The organism is Albimonas donghaensis, from assembly GCF_900106695.1.
GTDB lineage: Bacteria > Pseudomonadota > Alphaproteobacteria > Rhodobacterales > Rhodobacteraceae > Albimonas > Albimonas donghaensis.
The window spans coordinates 15260-33921 of the sequence record NZ_FNMZ01000015.1 but is presented as its reverse complement, the minus strand read 5'-3'; the positions used below and the strand labels follow the sequence as shown (position 1 = coordinate 33921).

The 18662-nt window shown below is 72.6% G+C and carries 19 protein-coding genes; 14 read left to right on the top strand and 5 right to left on the bottom strand.

Annotation, left to right across the window (positions count from 1 at the left end):
* Positions 1-440 (top strand): IS5 family transposase (locus BLV24_RS21000; protein WP_143040399.1); only part of this gene is annotated, 440 nt, incomplete at its 5' end.
* Positions 441-449: 9 nt separating this feature from the next.
* On the opposite strand, the gene BLV24_RS20995 is transcribed toward BLV24_RS21000, so the two are convergent.
* Complete coding sequence (locus BLV24_RS20995) at positions 450-1226, bottom strand: sulfite exporter TauE/SafE family protein (RefSeq protein WP_092685578.1); 777 nt, start codon at positions 1224-1226, stop codon at positions 450-452.
* Between the two features lie 607 nt (positions 1227-1833).
* On the opposite strand from BLV24_RS20995, the gene mdh reads away from it, so the two are divergent.
* The 5 genes from mdh (at position 1834) to BLV24_RS20970 (ending at position 7161) form a co-directional block, all read left to right on the top strand.
* Positions 1834-2796: a malate dehydrogenase gene (gene mdh, locus BLV24_RS20990; RefSeq protein ID WP_092685576.1), complete on the top strand. Its 963-nt coding sequence runs from the start codon at positions 1834-1836 to the stop codon at positions 2794-2796.
* A gap of 290 nt (positions 2797-3086) precedes the next feature.
* Positions 3087-4061: a polysaccharide pyruvyl transferase family protein gene (locus BLV24_RS20985; protein WP_176954872.1), complete on the top strand. Its 975-nt coding sequence runs from the start codon at positions 3087-3089 to the stop codon at positions 4059-4061.
* A 200-nt stretch (positions 4062-4261) separates the two neighbouring features.
* Positions 4262-4879 carry a 3-isopropylmalate dehydratase small subunit gene (gene leuD / locus BLV24_RS20980; protein WP_092685572.1) on the top strand — a complete coding sequence of 206 codons (618 nt, stop codon included), beginning with the start codon at positions 4262-4264 and terminating at the stop codon, positions 4877-4879.
* Between the two features lie 54 nt (positions 4880-4933).
* Complete coding sequence (locus BLV24_RS20975; protein ID WP_092685570.1) at positions 4934-5794, top strand: hypothetical protein; 861 nt, start codon at positions 4934-4936, stop codon at positions 5792-5794.
* Positions 5791-7161 carry an endonuclease/exonuclease/phosphatase family protein gene (locus tag BLV24_RS20970; RefSeq protein WP_245710699.1) on the top strand — a complete coding sequence of 457 codons (1371 nt, stop codon included), beginning with the start codon at positions 5791-5793 and terminating at the stop codon, positions 7159-7161. The genes BLV24_RS20975 and BLV24_RS20970 overlap by 4 nt, the downstream gene beginning before the upstream one ends.
* 197 nt (positions 7162-7358) lie before the next feature.
* Here BLV24_RS20970 and BLV24_RS20965 read toward each other — a convergent pair whose 3' ends face one another.
* Positions 7359-8132, bottom strand: coding sequence for a DUF1013 domain-containing protein (locus tag BLV24_RS20965; protein ID WP_092685566.1), 774 nt, complete (start codon positions 8130-8132; stop codon positions 7359-7361).
* Between the two features lie 313 nt (positions 8133-8445).
* Here BLV24_RS20965 and BLV24_RS20960 point away from each other — a divergent pair, with 313 nt between their 5' ends.
* Positions 8446-8658 (top strand): hypothetical protein, encoded by a 213-nt coding sequence (locus BLV24_RS20960; RefSeq protein WP_092685564.1) that lies wholly within the window; start codon positions 8446-8448, stop codon positions 8656-8658.
* Between the two features lie 66 nt (positions 8659-8724).
* On the opposite strand, the gene BLV24_RS20955 is transcribed toward BLV24_RS20960, so the two are convergent.
* Positions 8725-9723, bottom strand: coding sequence for an NAD(P)H-quinone oxidoreductase (locus tag BLV24_RS20955; RefSeq protein ID WP_092685562.1), 999 nt, complete (start codon positions 9721-9723; stop codon positions 8725-8727).
* A 205-nt stretch (positions 9724-9928) separates the two neighbouring features.
* Here BLV24_RS20955 and BLV24_RS20950 point away from each other — a divergent pair, with 205 nt between their 5' ends.
* Positions 9929-10471: a hypothetical protein gene (locus tag BLV24_RS20950; RefSeq protein WP_143040398.1), complete on the top strand. Its 543-nt coding sequence runs from the start codon at positions 9929-9931 to the stop codon at positions 10469-10471.
* Positions 10472-10645: 174 nt separating this feature from the next.
* Here BLV24_RS20950 and rlmN read toward each other — a convergent pair whose 3' ends face one another.
* Both rlmN and BLV24_RS20940 read right to left on the bottom strand, forming a co-directional pair.
* Positions 10646-11854 carry a dual-specificity RNA methyltransferase RlmN gene (gene rlmN / locus BLV24_RS20945; RefSeq protein ID WP_092685558.1) on the bottom strand — a complete coding sequence of 403 codons (1209 nt, stop codon included), beginning with the start codon at positions 11852-11854 and terminating at the stop codon, positions 10646-10648.
* 153 nt (positions 11855-12007) lie between these two features.
* A complete protein-coding gene (locus tag BLV24_RS20940; RefSeq protein WP_245710697.1) occupies positions 12008-12616 on the bottom strand; it encodes an invasion associated locus B family protein in 609 nt (202 codons plus the stop codon).
* Between the two features lie 319 nt (positions 12617-12935).
* Here BLV24_RS20940 and BLV24_RS20935 point away from each other — a divergent pair, with 319 nt between their 5' ends.
* The 6 genes from BLV24_RS20935 (at position 12936) to BLV24_RS20910 (ending at position 18445) form a co-directional block, all read left to right on the top strand.
* Positions 12936-13652, top strand: a complete 717-nt coding sequence (locus BLV24_RS20935) for a sigma-70 family RNA polymerase sigma factor (RefSeq protein ID WP_245710696.1) — start codon at positions 12936-12938, stop codon at positions 13650-13652.
* A complete protein-coding gene (locus BLV24_RS20930; protein ID WP_092685556.1) occupies positions 13645-14685 on the top strand; it encodes an asparaginase in 1041 nt (346 codons plus the stop codon). The genes BLV24_RS20935 and BLV24_RS20930 overlap by 8 nt, the downstream gene beginning before the upstream one ends.
* A 211-nt stretch (positions 14686-14896) precedes the next feature.
* Complete coding sequence (locus BLV24_RS20925) at positions 14897-15277, top strand: hypothetical protein (protein WP_092685554.1); 381 nt, start codon at positions 14897-14899, stop codon at positions 15275-15277.
* A 586-nt stretch (positions 15278-15863) separates the two neighbouring features.
* Positions 15864-16550 carry a haloacid dehalogenase type II gene (locus BLV24_RS20920; RefSeq protein WP_092685552.1) on the top strand — a complete coding sequence of 229 codons (687 nt, stop codon included), beginning with the start codon at positions 15864-15866 and terminating at the stop codon, positions 16548-16550.
* Positions 16544-17440 (top strand): alpha/beta fold hydrolase, encoded by an 897-nt coding sequence (locus BLV24_RS20915; protein ID WP_092685550.1) that lies wholly within the window; start codon positions 16544-16546, stop codon positions 17438-17440. The genes BLV24_RS20920 and BLV24_RS20915 overlap by 7 nt, the downstream gene beginning before the upstream one ends.
* Positions 17441-17473: 33 nt before the next feature.
* Positions 17474-18445: a threonine ammonia-lyase gene (locus BLV24_RS20910; protein ID WP_092685548.1), complete on the top strand. Its 972-nt coding sequence runs from the start codon at positions 17474-17476 to the stop codon at positions 18443-18445.
* Positions 18446-18662: the final 217 nt, after the last annotated feature.

Genomic DNA, 18662 nt, shown 5'->3' with positions numbered 1-18662 from the left:
AGGGGGGTGACGACCATGGCTGCATGGGACATTCCCGCGGCGGCCTGACCACCAAGATCCACGCCCTGGTCGATGCGGAAGGTCGCCCCATCCGCTTGAAGCTGACGCCCGGCCAGGCGGGCGACGCGCCGGTGGGAACTGAGTTCGTCGCCGATCTGGACCCCGGCGCGACCCTGATCGCCGACCGCGCCTACGACACCAACCCGATCCGCGAGGGCGCGGCGGCCCGCGGCGTTTGGGCGAACATCCCGCCCCGCGTGATCCGCAAGGACGCTTTCAGCTTCAGTCCGTGGGTCTATCGCCAGCGCAATCTGGTCGAGCGCTTCTTCAACCGCATCAAACAGTTCCGCGGTCTTGCCACCCGATACGACCGGCGCGCCGACAATTACCTCGCCGCCCTCAAGCTCGCCGCCATCCGCTTCTGGATCGCCAGCATATGAGTCCGCGCCCTAGCCCCAGAGCCCCGCGGCGCCATCCCAGACCAGTTTGCCGCCGGTCAGCACCAGCAGCGTGTGGATCAGCTGGAAATACAGCCGGTCGGGCACGTGCTTGTGCGCCCAGACCCCGGCCATGAACCCGACCACCGCCAGCGGCGCCAGCCAGGCCGCGGCGACCAGCTGGCCGTCTCCGAACAGGCCCAGCGCCCAATAGGGGCCCAGCTTGGCGGCGTTGACGAACCAGAACAGGATCACCGTCGTCGCCTGGTAGGTCAGCTTGTCCAGCCCGCGGGGCAGCAGGTAGACCGCCACCGGAGGCCCCCCGGCATGGGAGGTGAAGGAGGTGAAGCCGCAGGCCATCCCCCAGAACCCGCCCCGCGCCCGGGAGAAAGGCCTCGCCGCCCCGGCCCCCAGGAACCCCCGCGCCCGCGCCGCCTGGAAGGCGACGAAGCCCAGCGCGATCAGCCCGATCAGCAGCCGCAACCCGTCGGTGGGGATGATCGCGAACAGCGCCGCCCCCAGCGCCATGCCGGGGATCGCCCCCAGCATCAGCGCCTGCGCGTCGGCCCGGCTCCACTTGCCCCAATAGGCGCGCAGGCCGGTCAGATCCATCACGCAGAACAACGGCAACAGGACCCCCACCGCGACCTCGGGCGAGGCGACCAGCGACAGGATCGGCGTGGACACGAAGCCCGCCCCCGCCCCGAACCCGCCCTTGGAGATGCCCGCGATGAGGACCGCCGCCGCGGCGGCGGCGAGAAACAGGGGGTCGGTGATGTCGGGTCCCATCGAGGCTCCGGTGCTGGAGGCGCGGACCCGGGCGGCGCGGCGGAAGGCGCGCCGCCGCCGAAAAGAGCGGTGGAACGCGCCGCGACAGGCCGGATCGGGCGGCGTCGAGGCTGGGTCTTGGCGGTTTGGTCCTGGCGGATTCTGGGAGAACGATGGACGCGCCCGGCGTCGCCCGCAAGCCGGCTTTCCGCGGCAAGGTCTCGCGGCGGGGTCCCGCGGCGGCGCCTTGGGAAAGGACGCGCGGGGCCGCCGGCGCCGGCGCCGAGCGCCTCTTCGGCGCCTCGGCCCCCGGCTCGGCGCCGCGACGTGATGTTGCGCGCAGCCCACCCCCGCAGGCCGCCGCCGCGGCGGTCCCGGAACCTCGCCCGTCCGTGGCCCACGCCTGCCGGAAATCCGCGCTGGCGCGTGGGTTTGGCCCGGTTTTCCCGTCCCGCCCCGAGGCGCGCTCCCCGCGTCGCGGGCCGGAAGGGCGGCGCGCGCCGCGCCACATATCCGCCCGCTTCCGGACGCGGATGCGCCTCGTTTCGCGCCGTTCGCGCTTGCGGCAGGAGACGTAAGGGAGTAGCCCCGTCTCCCGGATGACACCATTCGCGGGAGACTGCTCAAGATGTCCAGACCCAAGATCGCGCTGATCGGCGCGGGCCAGATCGGCGGCACGCTGGCGCACCTCGTGGGGCTCAAGGAGCTCGGCGACGTCGTTCTGTTCGACATCGCCGAGGGGACGCCCCAGGGCAAGGCGCTCGACATCGCCGAGAGCTCGCCGGTCGACGGATTCGACGCGGCCATGTCCGGCGCCAACGATTATTCCGCGATCGCGGGCGCTGACGTGTGCATCGTCACCGCCGGCGTGCCGCGCAAGCCGGGCATGTCGCGCGACGACCTGCTGGGCATCAACCTCAAGGTCATGAAGTCGGTCGGCGAGGGCATCGCGGCCCACGCCCCCGACGCCTTCGTGATCTGCATCACCAACCCGCTCGACGCCATGGTCTGGGCCCTGCAGAAGTTCTCGGGCCTGCCCAAGGAGAAGGTCGTGGGGATGGCCGGCGTGCTGGACAGCGCCCGCTTCCGCTACTTCCTGGCCGAAGAGTTCAAGGTCTCGATCAAGGACGTCTCGGCCTTCGTGCTGGGCGGCCATGGCGACACCATGGTGCCGCTGACCCGTTATTCGACCGTCGCCGGCATCCCGCTGCCCGATCTGGTCGAGATGGGCTGGTCCACGCAGGACAAGATCGACGCGATCGTGCAGCGCACCCGCGACGGCGGCGCCGAGATCGTGGGCCTGCTGAAGACCGGGTCCGCCTTCTACGCCCCGGCCGCCTCGGCCGTGTCGATGGCCGAGAGCTACCTGAAGGACCAGAAGCGGGTTCTGCCCTGCGCGGCCTTCGTGGACGGCGCCTACGGGCTGGACGGCTTCTATGTCGGCGTGCCGACGGTGATCGGCGCCGCCGGCATCGAGAAGGTCGTGGAGATCAAGCTCGACAAGGCCGAGAAGGCCATGCTCGACAAGTCGATCGACGCGGTGAAGGGCCTGGTCGAGGCCTGCAAGGGCATCGATCCCTCGCTCAACTGATCGTTCGACGCCACGGCGAAGACCTCAAGCCCCCGCCCGGGAGACCGGGCGGGGGTTTCGCGTTCGCGGCGGCGGGGCCGGGGCTCTCCGGCGCGGGAGGCTGATGCGCGCGTTCCGGCGCGGGGCGTTGATGCGCGCGTTTCGGTTGCGTCGCGCCGTCCCCCGGTTGAGACTTGGCGCGCAAGCGGCCTGTCTCAGCCCGCGCCCGTCCAATGCCCCGGCCCGCTCACCGCCCCGGCCCGCCCAATGCCTCAGCCCGCCCAATGCCCCAGCCCGAAGGACCCCGACCCATGCAGGCGCCCATGCCCGCTGGCGACATGCCCCACCCGGCCAGTCCGCCGACCGACCGTCCGACGGTCCGCAAGTCCCCGCATTTCCCGAAATTCCGCGAAAACCTCGACCGGATGCTGCGCGGTCTGCGCGGGCGCGAGGTGGTGTTCTGCCCCAATCACGGCAACGGCGGCGACAGCCTGATCGCGGTCGCCACCTATCAGGCCTTCCGTCGGGCCGGGCTGAAATACCGGGTGGTGCGCTTCGACGACCATGACGAGGACCTGCGCGGCAAGACCCTGATCTATGCCGGCGGCGGCAACTTCGTGAAGCAGTACGCCCATGGCGAACGCTTCCTGCGCCGCTACTACAAGGAGCTCGACCAGCTCATCATCCTGCCCCACACCTTCCAGGGGAAGGAGGCGCTGCTGGCCGATCTCGGCGACAACGCCACCCTGATCGCGCGGGAGCGGGGCTCGCTCGCCCATCTGGCCGAACATGCGCCGCGCGCGAACCGCAAGCTGATGCACGATCTCGCCTTCCTGCTGGATCTCGACGAGCTGCGCCGCAACCCCTGGGGCCTGCCGCGGCTGGAGATCCCGCGTCGCGTGGATTTCGAGCGGATGAAGAAGGATCGGGAGGCCCGCGCCGCGACGACGTTTCCCGAGGGCGACGTGATCCGCGTGTTCCGCACCGACGGCGAGAAGACCGCCCGTCCGATCCCCCCGGACAATGTGGACCTGCCGCATGTGTTCCGCGCCGGGGTGACGCCGGAATTCCTCGCCCGGCGGGTGGCGCTGAACTTCCTCAACGCGCTGGACCGCTACAGGGTGATCGAGACCAACCGGCTGCATGTTGGGCTCGCCGGGGCGCTGCTGGGCAAGAAGGTCCGGCTGGAGGACAACAGCTACGGCAAGGTGGCCTGGGTGCACGCGCATTCCATGGCCGGCCGGTTCCCGCATGTGAAGCTGCGCCCGGCCCCCGGTGTGATCTAGGCGACGGCGCGGCTCGGCCCCCGGCGCGCTCCGGGTGGCCGTCCCTCGGGGGCGTCGAGCCCCCTCGGCCCGGCGCCGGGCTGCGCCGGCGGGCCCCGCCCCCCCCGCGCCTGCCCCCCCCCGCGCCGATCCGACGCGGCCCCGTCTTGCCTATCGGTCCCGGACGCGCTACCCGAAGCCATCCGCAAAGGAGCCGCATGATGGACAAGTTCACGAAACTCGAGGGCGTCGCCGCCCCCCTGCCGCTGATCAACGTCGATACCGACATGATCATTCCCAAGCAGTTCCTGAAGACCATCAAGCGCTCGGGCCTCGGGGTGAACCTCTTCGACGAGATGCGCTACGACGCCGACGGGAACGAGCTGCCGGACTTCGTGCTCAACAAGCCCGCCTATCGCGAGGCCAAGATCCTCGTCGCCGGCGACAATTTCGGCTGCGGCTCCTCGCGTGAGCACGCGCCCTGGGCGCTGGCCGATTTCGGCATCCGCTGCGTGATCTCCACCAGCTTCGCCGACATCTTCTTCAACAACTGCTTCAAGAACGGCATCCTGCCCATCGTGCTCCCGCAGGAGGACGTGGACAAGCTGATGGACGACGCCCAGCGCGGGGCCAACGCCATCGTCACCGTGGACCTGGAGAACCAGGTGATCCGCGGCCCCGATGGCGGCGAAATCGCCTTCGAGGTGGACGCCTTCCGCAAGCATTGCCTGCTCAACGGTCTCGACGATGTGGGGCTGACGATGGAGAAGGGCGAGGCCATCGACACCTACGAGGCCCAGGCGGCGCTGCGCCAGCCCTGGCTCGCCGCGGCGGGCTGAGCCCCGATGGCGGGGCCCGCGTGACGCCGGCGGCGACTTGACGGCGGGGGCCTCGTGACCGGGGACCCGCGCCTCCCTCACGTCCTTCTGTGGCGGCTGCGCTTCGCGCCCGGGCGCCTGCAGGGGGCGGCGGCGCGCGCGCTGGCTGTGCTGGTCTGCTTTTCGGCGCCGGCGGTGGCGATGTCGTTCCGGGGGGCGGAGGGCGAGGGCGCCGACGGCGTGGTCGCCAGCCTCGTGCCCGCCGCGGCCGCCGCCCTTTTCGTGCTGCTGGAATATGGCGCGCGCACCCCTTCGATGATCGATTTCCGTTTCGCCCCGCCAGTCAACCGGCTGCGCTTCGCGCTGATCTGCGCGGTGCTGGGCACGGTGACGCTGTGCGAGGCGACCTCGGGGCCGGGAGGGCCTGCGGCGCCCTTCGCCAACCTCGCCTCCTGGCTCGATTTCCGCTTCAGCCCGGCCCGGATGGCGGCCGAGAGCCTGGCCCGGCCCGCCGCTCGCGGCCCGGACCCGAGCGCGCTGGCCGCGGCCTCGGCGGCGCTGGTCGCCTCGGCGGCGGCGACGCTGGCGGCGCTGGGAGTGATCCTCTCGGGTCGCTGGCCGCGGGACCCGGAGCGCTTCAACCCCTGGACCAACATGCCGACCTTCGAGCCCGCGACGGAGGGCGAGGCCTCCGCCCGGCTGCGCCGGCTGGGGGCGCAGGTGGTGGTGACGGCGCTGGCGCTGCCGATCGCGCTGCTGGTGGTCGGGCGGGCGGCGACGACGATGGTCGATGCGGACGCCTTCCTGTCGCCGCTGGCGCTGACCTGGTCGGCGACGATCTGGGCGGCGACGCCGGGAATGCTGGTGGTGAGGGGCGCGGCGATCCTGCGCCTCGCCCGGCTCGCCGAGCGGGCCGAGCGCGCGGGCCGGGCGTGAGCCGCCCCCAGCTTCGCGCCGCTTCGGCGGATCGGGCGGTGCGGGATCGGGCGTGTTTCGAGCCGCTTGCCGGCGGCAGGCCGCGCCGCGCCCCCATGCGGCGGCGCGGCGCGGCCTGCGCCTGGCTCGCCTCCGCGGCCCTTGTGCTCGGGCTCGGCTTCGCGCCCTCCGCATCCGTCGCGCAGGTCGCGGCCCCGATCCTGACCCCGACCCAGCCCCCGTTCCCGGCCCCGTCCCCGGCCCCGTCCCCGGACTGGCCGCCCCCGCCCGAGGCCGGCGCGATCCGGGTGGCGGTGTTCAACGCCTCGCTGTCGCGCCGGGGCGCCGGGCTGATCTGGAAAGCCATCCTCGACCGCCAGGACCAGGTCCGGGCCTTCGCCGCCATCCTGCGCGACGTGCGCGCGGACGTGATCGCGGTGCTGGAGCTGGACCACGACGCCGATGGTCTCGCCGTCACCGCCCTGGCCGCGCTGCTGGCCGAGACCGCGCCCGACGGGACCCCCGGCCTTGACTACGCCCACCGCTACGCGCCCGAGGTGAACACCGGCGTGCCGACGGGGCTCGACCTGGATGGCGACGGCGATCCGGCGGGGCCGGGGGACGCGCAGGGCTACGGAAAATTCGCCGGGCAATACGGCATCGCAGTGCTGTCGCGCCTGCCGCTGGACGTCGAGGCCGCGCGCAGCTTCCGCCGGACGCTGTGGTCCGACATGCCGGGCGGGCTGATGCCGACCCGCTTCTACCCGCGTGAGGCCGAGGGGGTGCTGCGCCTCTCCTCCAAGACCCACCTGGACCTGCCCGCGGTCCTGCCCGACGGGCGCCGGCTTCACCTGCTGATCAGCCATCCGACGCCGCCGGTCTTCGACGGGGCGGAGGATCGCAACGGCCGCCGCAATCATGACGAGATCCGGTTCTGGGCGGATTACGTCTCCGGCGCCGGCTGGATCCGCGACGATGCGGGGGGCGAGGGCGGGCTGGCGGCGGGCGAGGGCTTCGTGGTGCTGGGCGATCTCAACGCCGACCCCGCCGATGGCGACGGGCGCCGGGAGGGCATCCGCGCCCTGCTGACCCATCCCCGCGTGCAGGACCCGGCCCCTACCAGCCCCGGCGGCGCCGCGGCGGCGGAGGCGCAGGGCGGCGCCAATGCGCGCCATCGCGGCGATCCCGCCCGCGACACCGCCGATTGGCGGGATGAGCGCGGGCCGGGCAATCTGCGGGTGGATTTCGCGCTGCCCTCGACCGAGTGGGAGGTGACCGGCGCCGGCGTCTGGTGGCCCGCGCCCGATGATCCCCGCGCCGAGCTGGTGGAGGGCGGGCGGCTTCCCGCCAGCTCCGATCACCGGCTGGTCTGGGTCGATATCCGCTGAGGCCCCGGCCGGACCTTCGCCCCATTCCCCGGCGCGCGGGGGGGCGCCGCACGTCGAAACCGCCGCTGCTGCGGGGACGGTCGGGCGGGGCGATGTGGAGCGAATGCGGAACGAGGGCCGCCCGACCGTCCCGGGGGCCCTCGTTCGATCTTTCAGCGCAGGAGGGGCGTCGCCCGGACCATGCGGCCGCGAGGCGATCAGCGGGGCTGCTCGTCCTCGTCGTCGTCGTCGGAGCCGCCGGGCAGGTTGAACAGGTCGTCGGGGTTGACCGGCCCGCGATTGTCGCGGGGATCCTCCTCCTCGTCCTGCTCGATCAGGCTGAAGCTCTCCAGCCCCGAGATGTTCGAGGGCATCCGCGGCTCGGGACGGGCCGAAAGGCTCTCGTCCGTCGACAGCAGGCTCAGCCGCTCCTCGTGGGTCATCACCTCTTCGCGCTCGCGCCGCTTGCGCTCGGCCGCCTTGCGCACGGCCTCGTCAAGCTCGACCTGGCTGCACAGGCCCACCGCCACCGGGTCCACCGGCTGGATGTTCTGCGCGTTCCAGTGGGTGCGGTTGCGGATCGCCTGGATGGTCGGCTTGGTCGTGCCCACCAGCTTGGAGATCTGACCGTCCGACAGCTCGGGGTGGTAGCGCACCAGCCAGGCGATGGCCGCCGGACGCTCCTGCCGCTTGCTCAGCGGGGTGTAGCGGGGGCCCTTGCGGCGGGCCTCGCCCTCCATCGACTGGGTCCGTTTCAGACGCAGGCGGGTCGTCGGGTCCTTCTCGCAGCGGTCGATCTCTTTCTGATCGAGCTGGTTGTTGGCGACCGGGTCGAAGCCCTTCATGCCCTGCGCCACCTCGCCGTCGGCGATCCCGTTCACCTCAAGTTCGTGCAGGCCGCAGAAGGCCGCGACCTGGGTGAAGGTCAGGGTGGTGTTGTCCACCAGCCAGACGGCGGTGGCCTTGGGCATCAGCGGCAGCGAATCGCTCATCGGTCGTCTCCCGGCATAAATCTTCCCTCGGTCCGAGGACCCGGGTCGAATCCGGCGGAGCCGGCGACCATCGTTCGAGAGTCGAGGGGGGTTGCCGGGCATATAGTCCATTTGGCGGCCTGAGGAAAGGCCCGGCTTCCCGCGGGACTCCCGGCGGGCGTCATCTCCCCTGGATTTCGTTTCCGCTCGGGGAGCGGTTGCTGGCGCCCAACCATTCGTGCAGGGTGCCGAGACGGCCGGCGCCGCCGCATGTCCCGATCGGCGGCAGCGCAGCGTGAGCGGGCCGTGGGACGCAGGACCGATGGGGCCTCGATTGTCGGAAGACGACCTGAGCGAAAGCGCCGCCCGCGATGACGGGACCGGCGCGCCCGATTCCGGCGATGCCAGGCGCAGGCTGGCCCTGACCCGCATGCTCATCTGGGCGGAGCGGGAGGCCGCCTCGATGGAGCGTCCCGACGTCTCGGATGCGCTCAAGCAGGCGATCGTGGTCCTGCATTCGGACCTGCATTCGGATCCGGACGGCTGATCGCTGCGGGGACGGGAGACGCCCGGCGCTGGGCGCCGGACATCTCCCGCCGATCCGCGGGCGGCCTCAGATCACCAGCGCGATCTTGCCCATATGGGTGGAGCTTTCCATCAGCGCGTGGGCCTTGGCGGCGTCCTCCAGCGGGAAGGTGGCGTGCATCTTCGGCGCGATCCGGCCCGAGGCGAGCAGCGGCCACACCTCGGCCTCCAGCGCCTTGGCCATCTCCGCCTTGAAGGCCACCGTGCGCGGGCGAAGGGTCGAGCCGGTGATGGTCAGCCGCTTCATCATCACCTGGGCGAAGTTGATTTCCGCCTTGGGGCCGCCGAGGAAGGCGATGAAGCTCAGCCGCCCGTCGGGGGCCAGCGCCTGGATGTTGCGGGCGATGTAGTCGCCGCCCACCATGTCCAGCACCACGTTCACGCCGGCGCCGTCGGTCAGGGCCTTCACCTCCTCCACGAAGTCCTCTTCGCGGTAGTTGATGGCGCGTTCGGCGCCCAGGCCCTCGCAGAAGGCGGCCTTCTCGGCGTTGCCCACGGTGGTGAACACCCGGCAGCCCCGCGCGGCCGCGAGCTGGATGGCGGTGGAGCCGATGCCCGAGGACCCGCCATGGACCAGCAGCGACTCGCCCCCCTGCAGGCCGACGCGGTCGAAGACGTTGATCCACACGGTGAAGAAGGTCTCGGGCACGCAGGCGGCTTCGGTCAGGTCGAGGCTGTCGGGGACCGGCAGCGCGTGGTCGGCGGGGGTGACGACATATTCCGCGTAGCCGCCGCCGGGCAGCAGGGCGCAGACCCGGTCGCCGACCTTCCAGCGCGAGGCGCCGGGCCCGACGGCGGCGACGGTTCCGGCCGCCTCCAGCCCCGGCAGGTCGGAGGCGCCCGGCGGCACCGGGTAATTGCCGGCGCGCTGCAGGGCGTCGGGCCGGTTCACGCCGGCGGCGGCGACCTTGATCAGGATCTCGCCGGCGCCCGGGGTCGGCACGGGCCTGGTTCCGGGGACCAGGACCTCGGGCCCGCCGGGCTTCGAGATCTCCACCACGCGCATGGTCTGGGGCAGGTCGGTCATCTGGGGTCCTCCGGTGCTTTGGCGCGGATGCGCCGGGGTTTTGTGGCCCGGAGCGGCGGTCCGGGGCAAGGGGGGGGCGGGGCAAGGGGGGCGGGAACGTTCGAGCCGGCGCGGCCGCCGCTCACCTGGATTTAATCTTTTCGGAGTGCCCTGAGCGGGAACGGACCGCGCCGCGGTCCCGGCGCGGCGGAGGCGGAGACGGATCATGGCGACCCATAATGCGCGGCCGAGGGCGGACTCGGCGGGTGGAGCGTCCGCGGGGGCCGGGGAGGGCGCCGTAAGAGGCTCGGCGGGCAGGACCGTCCATCACGGCCTCGGCGGCATCGCCCGCAGCGAAAGCGCCACTCAGCGGATCTTCCGGGTGGCGGCGCTGATGGCGATCTGGGGACTGGCCTGGATCATGATCGCGCAGATCCTGCAAAAGCTGCTGCCCTTCGCCATGCAGGGGCCGGGACCGGGCGCTCCAGGCGCTCCCGGCTGGGCGGCGCTGGCGGTCGGGGGCGTGCTCGTGGCGCTCTGCGCGGGGCGCGTGCTGGGGCGCGCCCCCCGGCTGCGGGTCTCGGACGCGCGGATGATCATGGTGCTGCTGGCCGTCGGCGCGGCGGTCATGGCGGTGATGGCGGGCGGGCAAGGGGCGGACGGGCAGGGCGCAGGCGGGCAGGGAGCGGGCCCGGCGCGGCTTCTCACCGCGCTGGCGCCGCTCTTCGCCGTCGTCACCTTCCGCCTCTCGCCCGCGAAAGGGCGCTGAGCCGGGATCGCGGACCCTGCGCTGGCGCCGCCCGCGACCGGCGGCCCCGGGCGCGCCGATCAAAGACGCGTGATGGCGAGAACGCCGCCGCGCCGCCCCCCCCCCCAGTCGCGCCCCCCCAGTCAGCCCGCATCCGCCCCGCATCCGCGGCGACGCAGGGCGGTCCGGCCGGGGTCAGCCCCCGGCGGCTTCGGCGGCGATGTCGGAGGCGCGCTTGCGCCCCCGCTCGGTCGCCGACTTGAGCTGCCCGCAGGCGGCCATGATGTCCTGCCCCCGCGGCGTGCGGACGGGAGAGGCGTAGCCGGCCCGGTTCACGATCTCCGCGAAGGACTCGATCCGGTCCCATTCCGACCGCTCATAGGGCGAGCCCGGCCAGGGGTTGAACGGGATCAGGTTGATCTTCGCCGGGATGCCCGCGATCAGCTGCACCAGACGCTTGGCGTCCGCGTCCGAGTCGTTCACGTCCTTGAGCATGACGTATTCGAAGGTGATCCGCTCGGCGTTCGACAGGCGCGGATAGTCCCGGCAGGCCTGCAGCAGCGTCGCGATGTTCCACTTCTTGTTGATCGGCACCAGCACGTCGCGCAGCTCGTCGCGCACCGCGTGCAGCGAAATCGCCAGCAGCGACCCGATCTCCGCCCCCGCCTTCGCCATGTTGGGCACCACGCCGGAGGTGGACAGCGTGATCCGCCGGCGCGACAGGCTCAGCCCCTCGCCATCCATGGCGATCTTCATCGCGTCGCGCACGCCCTCGAAATTGTAGAGCGGCTCGCCCATGCCCATCAGCACGATGTTGGACAACATTCGCCGCTCGGGCGGGCGCTGACCGGCGACGGGCCATTCGCCCAGATCGTCGCGGCAGACCAGGATCTGGGCCACGATCTCCTCCGCCGTCAGGTTGCGGACCAGCTTCTGGGTGCCGGTGTGGCAGAAGGTGCAGGTCAGCGTGCAGCCGACCTGCGAGCTGACGCAGAGCGTGCCGCGGTCCTCTTCGGGGATGTAGACCGCCTCGACCTCATGCCCGCCGGCCAGCCGCAGTAGATATTTGCGCGTCCCGTCGGCGGAGACCTGGCGGACCACGATCTCCGGCCGGTCGATGCGGAAATGCTCGGCCAGCTGGGCGCGGATGCCCTTGGAGAGGTTGGTCATCTCCGCGAAATCCGTGGCGCCGCGGGCGTAGAGCCATTGCCAGACCTGTCCGGCGCGCATCTTCGACTGGGTTTCGGGGATGCCGGCGTCGATCAGCGCCGCCTGCAGGGCGGGGCGGGTCAGGCCGATCAGCGGGCGCAGACCCTCGACCGGGCGCGCGGCGAAGCCGGGCGTGTCGGCCGTGATCGGGGGCGTCGCGGGCGCAGGTCGCGCCGAGGGGGCGGGCTGGGTCATGTCGCGGGCCTCCGAGGAAACAGGCGGAAAACGAAACGACGCCCCCCGGCGGACCGGGGAGCGCGACTTGGGGTCCATATAGCGATCCGGGGCGGCTTCGTCCACGCCGACGGTCGCCCGCCGGCGGGGAGCCGCCCCGCCGCCCGGATCAGGTCACTTGCACAGCCGCTGCGCCGAGGTCAGCGCATCGGTGAAGCCGAGCAGCGAGAATCGGTCCGTGGTGGTGGTCCCGCGGGACGACACCCCGGTGAACACTGCCGCCGTGCCCGCCTTCATCGCCGCCACGATGGCGGCGTCGTCGGCGGGGTAGGTCCAGGCGCTCTCGCCCTCGGTGAACATGGAGAACGACTTGTCGCCGATCGCCGCCTTCACCGTGGAGCCGTCCTTGAACGGGTAGCCGCCGACCATGGCGATTTCATTGGTCACGCCCTGGCGGGGGCGGACGGCGACGGTCAGGTAGATCTCGCCCCGGCGCACCTGCACCGGCTTGCCGCCCCGGGTCGCGACCGAGGACTGGGGCTGGGTGACCACCCAGCACACCGGCCCGCCGGCATCGGCCTTGAACACCGACCAGTCCCTGAACGCCTCGACCCGGTTGGTGGTCTGCTGCGCCGCCGCCGGGGTCGGGCTGATGACCGTGGTCATCGCCGCGCCCGCGATCGCCGCGGTCATGCCCAGTCCGCCCGCCGCCAGCGCCGCGCCGATCCGGCCGCCGCGCCGCGTCCGCGCCGGACGGGTCCCGCGATTCGCCTCCGCTTTCATGCTCGCCTCGTTCCGCCTGTGTTCGTCGTTCCGGGTTCGTCGTTCTGGTTCGTAACTGACGTCTGCTCCGAACGACGTCGCGCCCCGCCGCGTCCCGCGCTCCGCCCGCTGTTTCGGGGTGGGCCGGGTTCCGTTGGGGCTCATAACGCCGTTCCGCGCCGAACCGTCTTTCCAGTCGACGCGCCGACCCCTAATCTAGACGCAAACGGGCCTGCGACGCCACCCCGCCGGGGGTGAGGCCCCACCCGCGCGAAAGGCGCCCCCCCTGGGCGCGCCCCCGATGCGGCGCGCCGCGAAAACACGGAAGTTTCCCGCCGAGATGGACGACCCCTCCACCAGCGATCCGGCCCGCGGCGCGACCGCGTCCGAAGCGGAGCGTCCCGCCGCCGGCCGCGCCGGCGCGGCCGGCGGGCTTGCGGGCGCTGCGGAGATCGGGGCGGAGATCGGGACGCCGCCCGGGGCGGAAGCCGCTGTCGAAAGCGACGTCGACCTGATGCGCCGCATGGCCCGGGACGAGGACCGGGAGGCCTTCGCCCTGCTTTTCACCCGCTATGCCGGGCGCGTGAAGGCCTACCTGATGCGCGGCGGCGCCCCCGCCGACGTGGCGGACGAGGCGTCGCAGGACGTCATGGTCTCGGTCTGGCGGCGCGCCGCGCTCTATGATTCCTCCAAGGCCGGCGTCTCCACCTGGATCTTCGCGATCGCCCGCAACCGGCGCATCGACATCCTGCGCCGCGAGACCCGCGCCGCCCCCGACCCCGACGACCCGCTGTTCCAGCCCGACGCGCCCGAGGACCCCGAGACCTCGGCCGCCGCCGCCGACCGCGACGCGCAGGTGCGCGAGGCGATGCGCGCGCTGGGCGAGGATCAGCGCGACGTGGTGCGCATGGCCTTCTTCGTGGGCATGACCCAGGTCGAGATCGCCGAGGCGCTGGACGTTCCGCTGGGCACGGTGAAATCCCGGATGCGGCTGGCGCTCGGGCGTCTGCGCACCGCTTTGGGCGATGAATTCGCCGAGGAGCTGTTCGATGACTGACCTTTCCGCCGCCGCCGCCGCCGCTTCGGGCGGCTTCGCCGGCTCCGCCCCGCTGGTCGAGGTGATTCGGGGCGCGTTCGTCGAATGCGTGCATCGCGGGGCGGCCGTGGTCTGCGACGCCTCCGGCGATGTGGTCGCGTCCTGGGGGGACGCCGGGCGGGTGATGCTGCCCCGCTCCTCGTGCAAGATGCTCCAGGCCCTGCCGCTGGTCGAAAGCGGGGCCGCCGACGACGCCGGCCTCTGCCCCTCCCGGCTGGCGCTGTCCTGCGCCTCGCATCGGGGGGCCGCGATCCATACCGTGCCGGTGCGCGCCTGGCTGGCCGAGCTGGGCCTTGCCGAATCGGACCTGCGCTGCGGCTCCCAGTCCCCCGACGACCGCGACGCGCGCGAGGGCCTGATCCGCGCCCAGGAGGCCCCCGACCAGACCCACAACAACTGCTCGGGCAAGCATACCGGCTTCCTGACGCTGAACCGGCGCCTTGGCGGCGGCTCGGAGTATATCGAGCCCGACCACCCTGTGCAGCGCGCCGCGAAGGAGGCGTTCTACGCCATGACCGGCGACGACGAGGGGCTGGGCCATGTCATCGACGGCTGCTCGGCCCCCAATTTCGCCTGCACGCTGACCGGGCTGGCGCGGGCCATGGCGCGGATGGCGGACCCCTCGGCCATCGGCGGCGCGCGGGCGGCGGCGGCCCGGCGGCTGGTCGACGCCATGCGCGCCAACCCCGCGCTGGTGGGCGGGGAGCGGGAGCCGGCGACCGTCCTGATGCGCGCGCTGGGCGGCGAGGTCGCGCTGAAATCGGGCGCCGAGGGCGTGTTCACCGCGATCATCCCCGGCCGCGGGCTCGGCGTCGCGGTGAAGATCGACGATGGCGCCGGGCGCGCCGCCGCGGTGGCCATGGCGGCGATTCTCGCCCGCCTCGGGGTGGCGAGCGCGGCGGATCCCGGCTTCGCGGCCCTGCTCACCCCCGAGCAGAGCAACCGCCGCGGCGTGCTCACCGGCACGATCCGGCCCGCCGCCGCGCTGGCCTGATCCCGCTTCCGGCCGATTTCGGCGCGGTGCCGGCCCGTTAAGGCTGATCCCGCGCCGAAATCCGCGAATCCCCCTCCGCGTCAACGACCCTTTCACCGCGTCGCGCCATAACCGACGGCGGTGGAGCGGCGTCGGGCCTCGCATCCGCCTCGGCGCCCCCGCTGCGGGCCGCCCGGCGGCATGGCCGACGCAAGGAGCAAGGAACAGCGTGATGGCGAGCGTGACCAAACTGGCCCCTCCGGCGGGGGAGACCGTCCTGGACCTGGAGGCGCTCAAGGCGCTGGAATGCGGTCTGCTGCCCGGCGAAATGACCGAGGCGCTGGACGACGGCCTGATGGAGGCGACGGACCTGCTGGTGGCGGTGGAGCGTCTGCTGGCCGAGGAAAGCTGGACCGCGCTGTCGCATGTCGCCCGCGCGCTGGCGTCGCTGGCGCCGGGGCTGGGCCTGTCGGCGCTGGCCACCCAGGCCTCGGCGCTGGAGGATTGCTGCCAGTGCCTCGACCGGATCGCCGCCCACGCGGTCGGCGCCCGCCTGCTGCGCAGCGGCGAAGCCGCGCTGGCCGCGAGCCTGATGCACCCCGCCGTCCGCTGATCGCGGGCGCGGTCCCGTCGATCGGGGCCTGAACGCAGGAACGGCCCCGGCGCGGCGCGCGTGTTCGGCGAGGCGGCCGGAACCGCAAGGTCTCGACGTCTCGACCGCCCGGCCCGGTCAGCCTGACTTCCGACGCCGGCCCCGTTCCAGGGGGCCGGCGCCGCGATTCAGGCGCTCCGGCGCGGGGCTCCAAGGCGGACCGCCGGGAAGGGGATCGCGGGGAAGCGGAGCGGCAGGCGGCGGATCGCTGATCCGAAATCCGCCAACGCCTCGCCGCCAACCCCCAACCGCCAATCCCCAACCGTCAGGCGCCCCGCCACCGCGACCCGCGCGCCCGCCGCAGGCGAAACCCGAGCGAAGCGAGGCTCGCCTCCCTCCGCCGCAGGCGCGCGAACCTCGCGCCTCACCCGCCGGGAACCGTCCCTCGCCCTCCCCCTCGCCACGCCCCGTTCCCGCCCCCCGCGCACGCCCGATCACCGTCGCGCGTCCGCCGCCGGCCCTCGCTTGCCTTCCCCCCGGCCCGCGGGCGATGCTCCGCCCCGACCGCGGCCCCCCGAGCCGCCCCCCGGGAGGGAGACGCTCCGCCATGCCCATCGCCACCTGCGTATTCGACGCCTACGGCACGCTTTTCGACGTCGCCGCCGCCGCCCGACGCCTGGCCGCCGACCCGGCCCATCCGCGCTTCGCCGAGGCCTGGCCGCGCATCGCCGAAATCTGGCGCCTCAAGCAGCTGCAGTATTCCTGGCTGCGCGCCACCGCCGGCGTTCACACGGATTTCTGGCAGGTCACCGTCGACGCGCTGGACTACGCGCTGGAGGCCGTGGGCGGCGTCGCGTCGGATGAGCGCCAGCTCCTGCTCGACCTCTATTTCGAGCTCGACGCCTATCCCGAGGTCCCCTCCATGCTTGCCGCGCTCAAGGAGGCGGGACTGGAGACGGCGATCCTCTCCAACGGCTCGCCCGCCATGCTGAACGGCGCCGTGCGCTCGGCCGGGCTGGAGGCGGTGCTGGACGAGGTGCTTTCGGTGGAGTCGGTGGGCGTGTTCAAGCCGGCGCGCGTGGTCTACGACCTCGTGGGACACACGTTCGGGCGCACCCCGCGCGAGGTGCTGTTCGTCTCCTCCAACGGCTGGGACGCCGCCGCCGCCGCCGGCTACGGCTTCCGCACCGTCTGGGTGAACCGCAACGGCGACCCGCTCGACCGCCTTCCCTGGACCCCGCAGAAAATCGCCGAGGATCTGCGCGTCATACCGGAGCTCGCCGCCACATGGTGACCGTCAACCGTTTCAAGACCGCCGACGGGCTCAGCCTCGCCTATGCCGATGAAGGCCCGCGCGACGGCATGCCGATCCTGTGCCTGGCGGGCCTGACCCGGAACATGGACGATTTCGCCGGGGTCGCCGCCCGGCTGTCCGCGACGCATCGGGTGATCCGGCTCGACAGCCGCGGGCGCGGGGCCTCCGACAACGCGCCCGACCCGATGACCTACGACGTCCCGCGGGAGGCCGGCGACGCGCTGGCGCTGCTCAACCACCTGGGGCTGGCCTCGGCGGTGTTCCTGGGAACCTCGCGCGGGGGGCTGCTGACCATGGTGACGGCGGCCATCGCCCCGGCGCGGATCCGGGCCGCGATCCTCAACGATGTCGGGCCCGAGATCGCGCCCGGCGGGCTGGAGCGGATCATGGCCTATGTGGGCAAGCCCCCCGCCGCCGCCACGCTGGACGAACTGGCCGCGCAGCTGGCGGAGGCCGGTCGCGCCGGCGCCCCGAAGCTGACCCCGGCCCAGTGGCGCGAAATCGCGGCCAATACGGCGAAGGAGACGCCCGAGGGCCTCGCATGGCGCTACGACCTGCGCCTGCGCGACGCGCTGGCCGCCCAGGGCGAGGCCCTGCGCGCGGCGGTGGAGCACGGCTCCGCCCCGCCGGATCTGTGGGGGATGTTCGTCCTGCTCGCCGCCTGCCCGGTGCTGGTGCTGCGGGGCGAGAACTCGGACATTCTCTCGGCCGAGACCCTGGCGCGGATGAAGTCCGTGGCGCCCGAACGGGTGGCCATCGCGACGGTGTCCGACCGCGCCCATGTCCCCCTGCTCGACGAACCCGAGAGCGTGGCGGCCATCGACGCCCTGCTGGCCCGCGCCGCGGCGCTGTCCACCCCCGCCGCCTGAGCCATTCCGTTTCCCTGACCATCCGGACCCGCCATGACCGACATCGCCGCCATCCGGGCCGCCGCCGCGCGTCTCGCCCCCGTCGTGCGCCGCACGCCGCTGCTGGAAAGCCCGTTCCTCAACGACATCGCCGGGCGCCGGGTGCTGGTGAAGGCGGAATGCCTGCAGCACACCGGCTCCTTCAAGTTCCGCGGGGCGTGGTCGGCGATCTCGGCCATGGACCCGGAGCTGCGCGCGCGCGGGGTCTTCGCCTATTCCTCGGGCAACCACGCGCAGGGCATGGCCTATGCGGCGCAGCTTCACGGCATTCCGGCGGTGATCCTGATGCCCGCCGACGCGCCGCGCCTGAAACTGGCCAACACCGCCGCGCTGGGGGCCGAGGTCATCACCTATGACCGCGACCGCGAGAGCCGGGAGGAGATCGGCGCCCGCCTCGCGGCCGAGCGCGGCCTGACGCTGGTCAAACCCTATGACGAGCCCATGGTGATCGCCGGGCAGGGCTCCTGCGGTCTGGAGATCGCCGAACAGGCCGCCGAGGCCGGGGTGAGCGCCGCCGACGTCATGGTCTGCACCGGGGGCGGCGGGCTCGCCGCCGGGGTGGCGCTGGCGCTGGAGGCCGAGGCGCCGGGCCTGCGCGTGCGCACCGCCGAGCCGCAGGACTACGACGACTGGGCGGTCTCCCTGATGAAAGACCAACGCACGCCTGCGACGGGTGGTCGCAAGTCGATCTGCGACGCCATCGTCACCCCGGAACCGGGCGAAATCACCTTTCCCATCCTGTCACGGCGCGCCGGACCCGGTTTCGCGATTTCGGATGCGGAGGCGCTCCGCGCAATGTCGCTTGCATACGAACGGCTTAAGATCGTCGTCGAACCCGGCGGCGCGGTCGCGCTGGCCGCCGCCCTGTTTCGACCCGACGCGATCGAGGGCGACGCCGCCATCGCCATCGCCACCGGCGGCAACGTGGATCGCGAGATTTTTTCGCGGGCGCTCGCGATCAGCTGAATTTTTTGGGGGTCCAGTCACGGCCCAGTCACGCCGAATCGCTCAAGTCTGTTTCCACGGTTTGCGGTGAGTGTGTGGAAGCAGGCGAGCCGTCGGGGTCCGAGGTCATCCATGGGGAAGACAGTCGGATGATCTCAGGACCCGGCGGCGAGCGCGCGAGGATGTCTGCTGAACCAGGCGTGCTTCGCGGACCAGAGGACGGCGGCGTTGCTCATGG

Coding starts and splice junctions, on each gene's coding strand:
- BLV24_RS20910 (WP_092685548.1), top strand. CDS start 17,474: ATGACCGACATCGCCGCCATCCGGGCCGCCGCCGCGCGTCTCGCCCCC.
- BLV24_RS20995 (WP_092685578.1), bottom strand. CDS start 1,226: ATGGGACCCGACATCACCGACCCCCTGTTTCTCGCCGCCGCCGCGGCG.
- BLV24_RS20955 (WP_092685562.1), bottom strand. CDS start 9,723: ATGACCGACCTGCCCCAGACCATGCGCGTGGTGGAGATCTCGAAGCCC.
- BLV24_RS20930 (WP_092685556.1), top strand. CDS start 13,645: ATGACTGACCTTTCCGCCGCCGCCGCCGCCGCTTCGGGCGGCTTCGCC.
- BLV24_RS20950 (WP_143040398.1), top strand. CDS start 9,929: ATGGCGACCCATAATGCGCGGCCGAGGGCGGACTCGGCGGGTGGAGCG.
- BLV24_RS20965 (WP_092685566.1), bottom strand. CDS start 8,132: ATGAGCGATTCGCTGCCGCTGATGCCCAAGGCCACCGCCGTCTGGCTG.
- BLV24_RS20940 (WP_245710697.1), bottom strand. CDS start 12,616: ATGAAAGCGGAGGCGAATCGCGGGACCCGTCCGGCGCGGACGCGGCGC.
- BLV24_RS20985 (WP_176954872.1), top strand. CDS start 3,087: ATGCAGGCGCCCATGCCCGCTGGCGACATGCCCCACCCGGCCAGTCCG.
- BLV24_RS20920 (WP_092685552.1), top strand. CDS start 15,864: ATGCCCATCGCCACCTGCGTATTCGACGCCTACGGCACGCTTTTCGAC.
- BLV24_RS20925 (WP_092685554.1), top strand. CDS start 14,897: ATGGCGAGCGTGACCAAACTGGCCCCTCCGGCGGGGGAGACCGTCCTG.
- BLV24_RS20915 (WP_092685550.1), top strand. CDS start 16,544: ATGGTGACCGTCAACCGTTTCAAGACCGCCGACGGGCTCAGCCTCGCC.
- leuD (WP_092685572.1), top strand. CDS start 4,262: ATGGACAAGTTCACGAAACTCGAGGGCGTCGCCGCCCCCCTGCCGCTG.
- mdh (WP_092685576.1), top strand. CDS start 1,834: ATGTCCAGACCCAAGATCGCGCTGATCGGCGCGGGCCAGATCGGCGGC.
- BLV24_RS20935 (WP_245710696.1), top strand. CDS start 12,936: ATGGACGACCCCTCCACCAGCGATCCGGCCCGCGGCGCGACCGCGTCC.
- rlmN (WP_092685558.1), bottom strand. CDS start 11,854: ATGACCCAGCCCGCCCCCTCGGCGCGACCTGCGCCCGCGACGCCCCCG.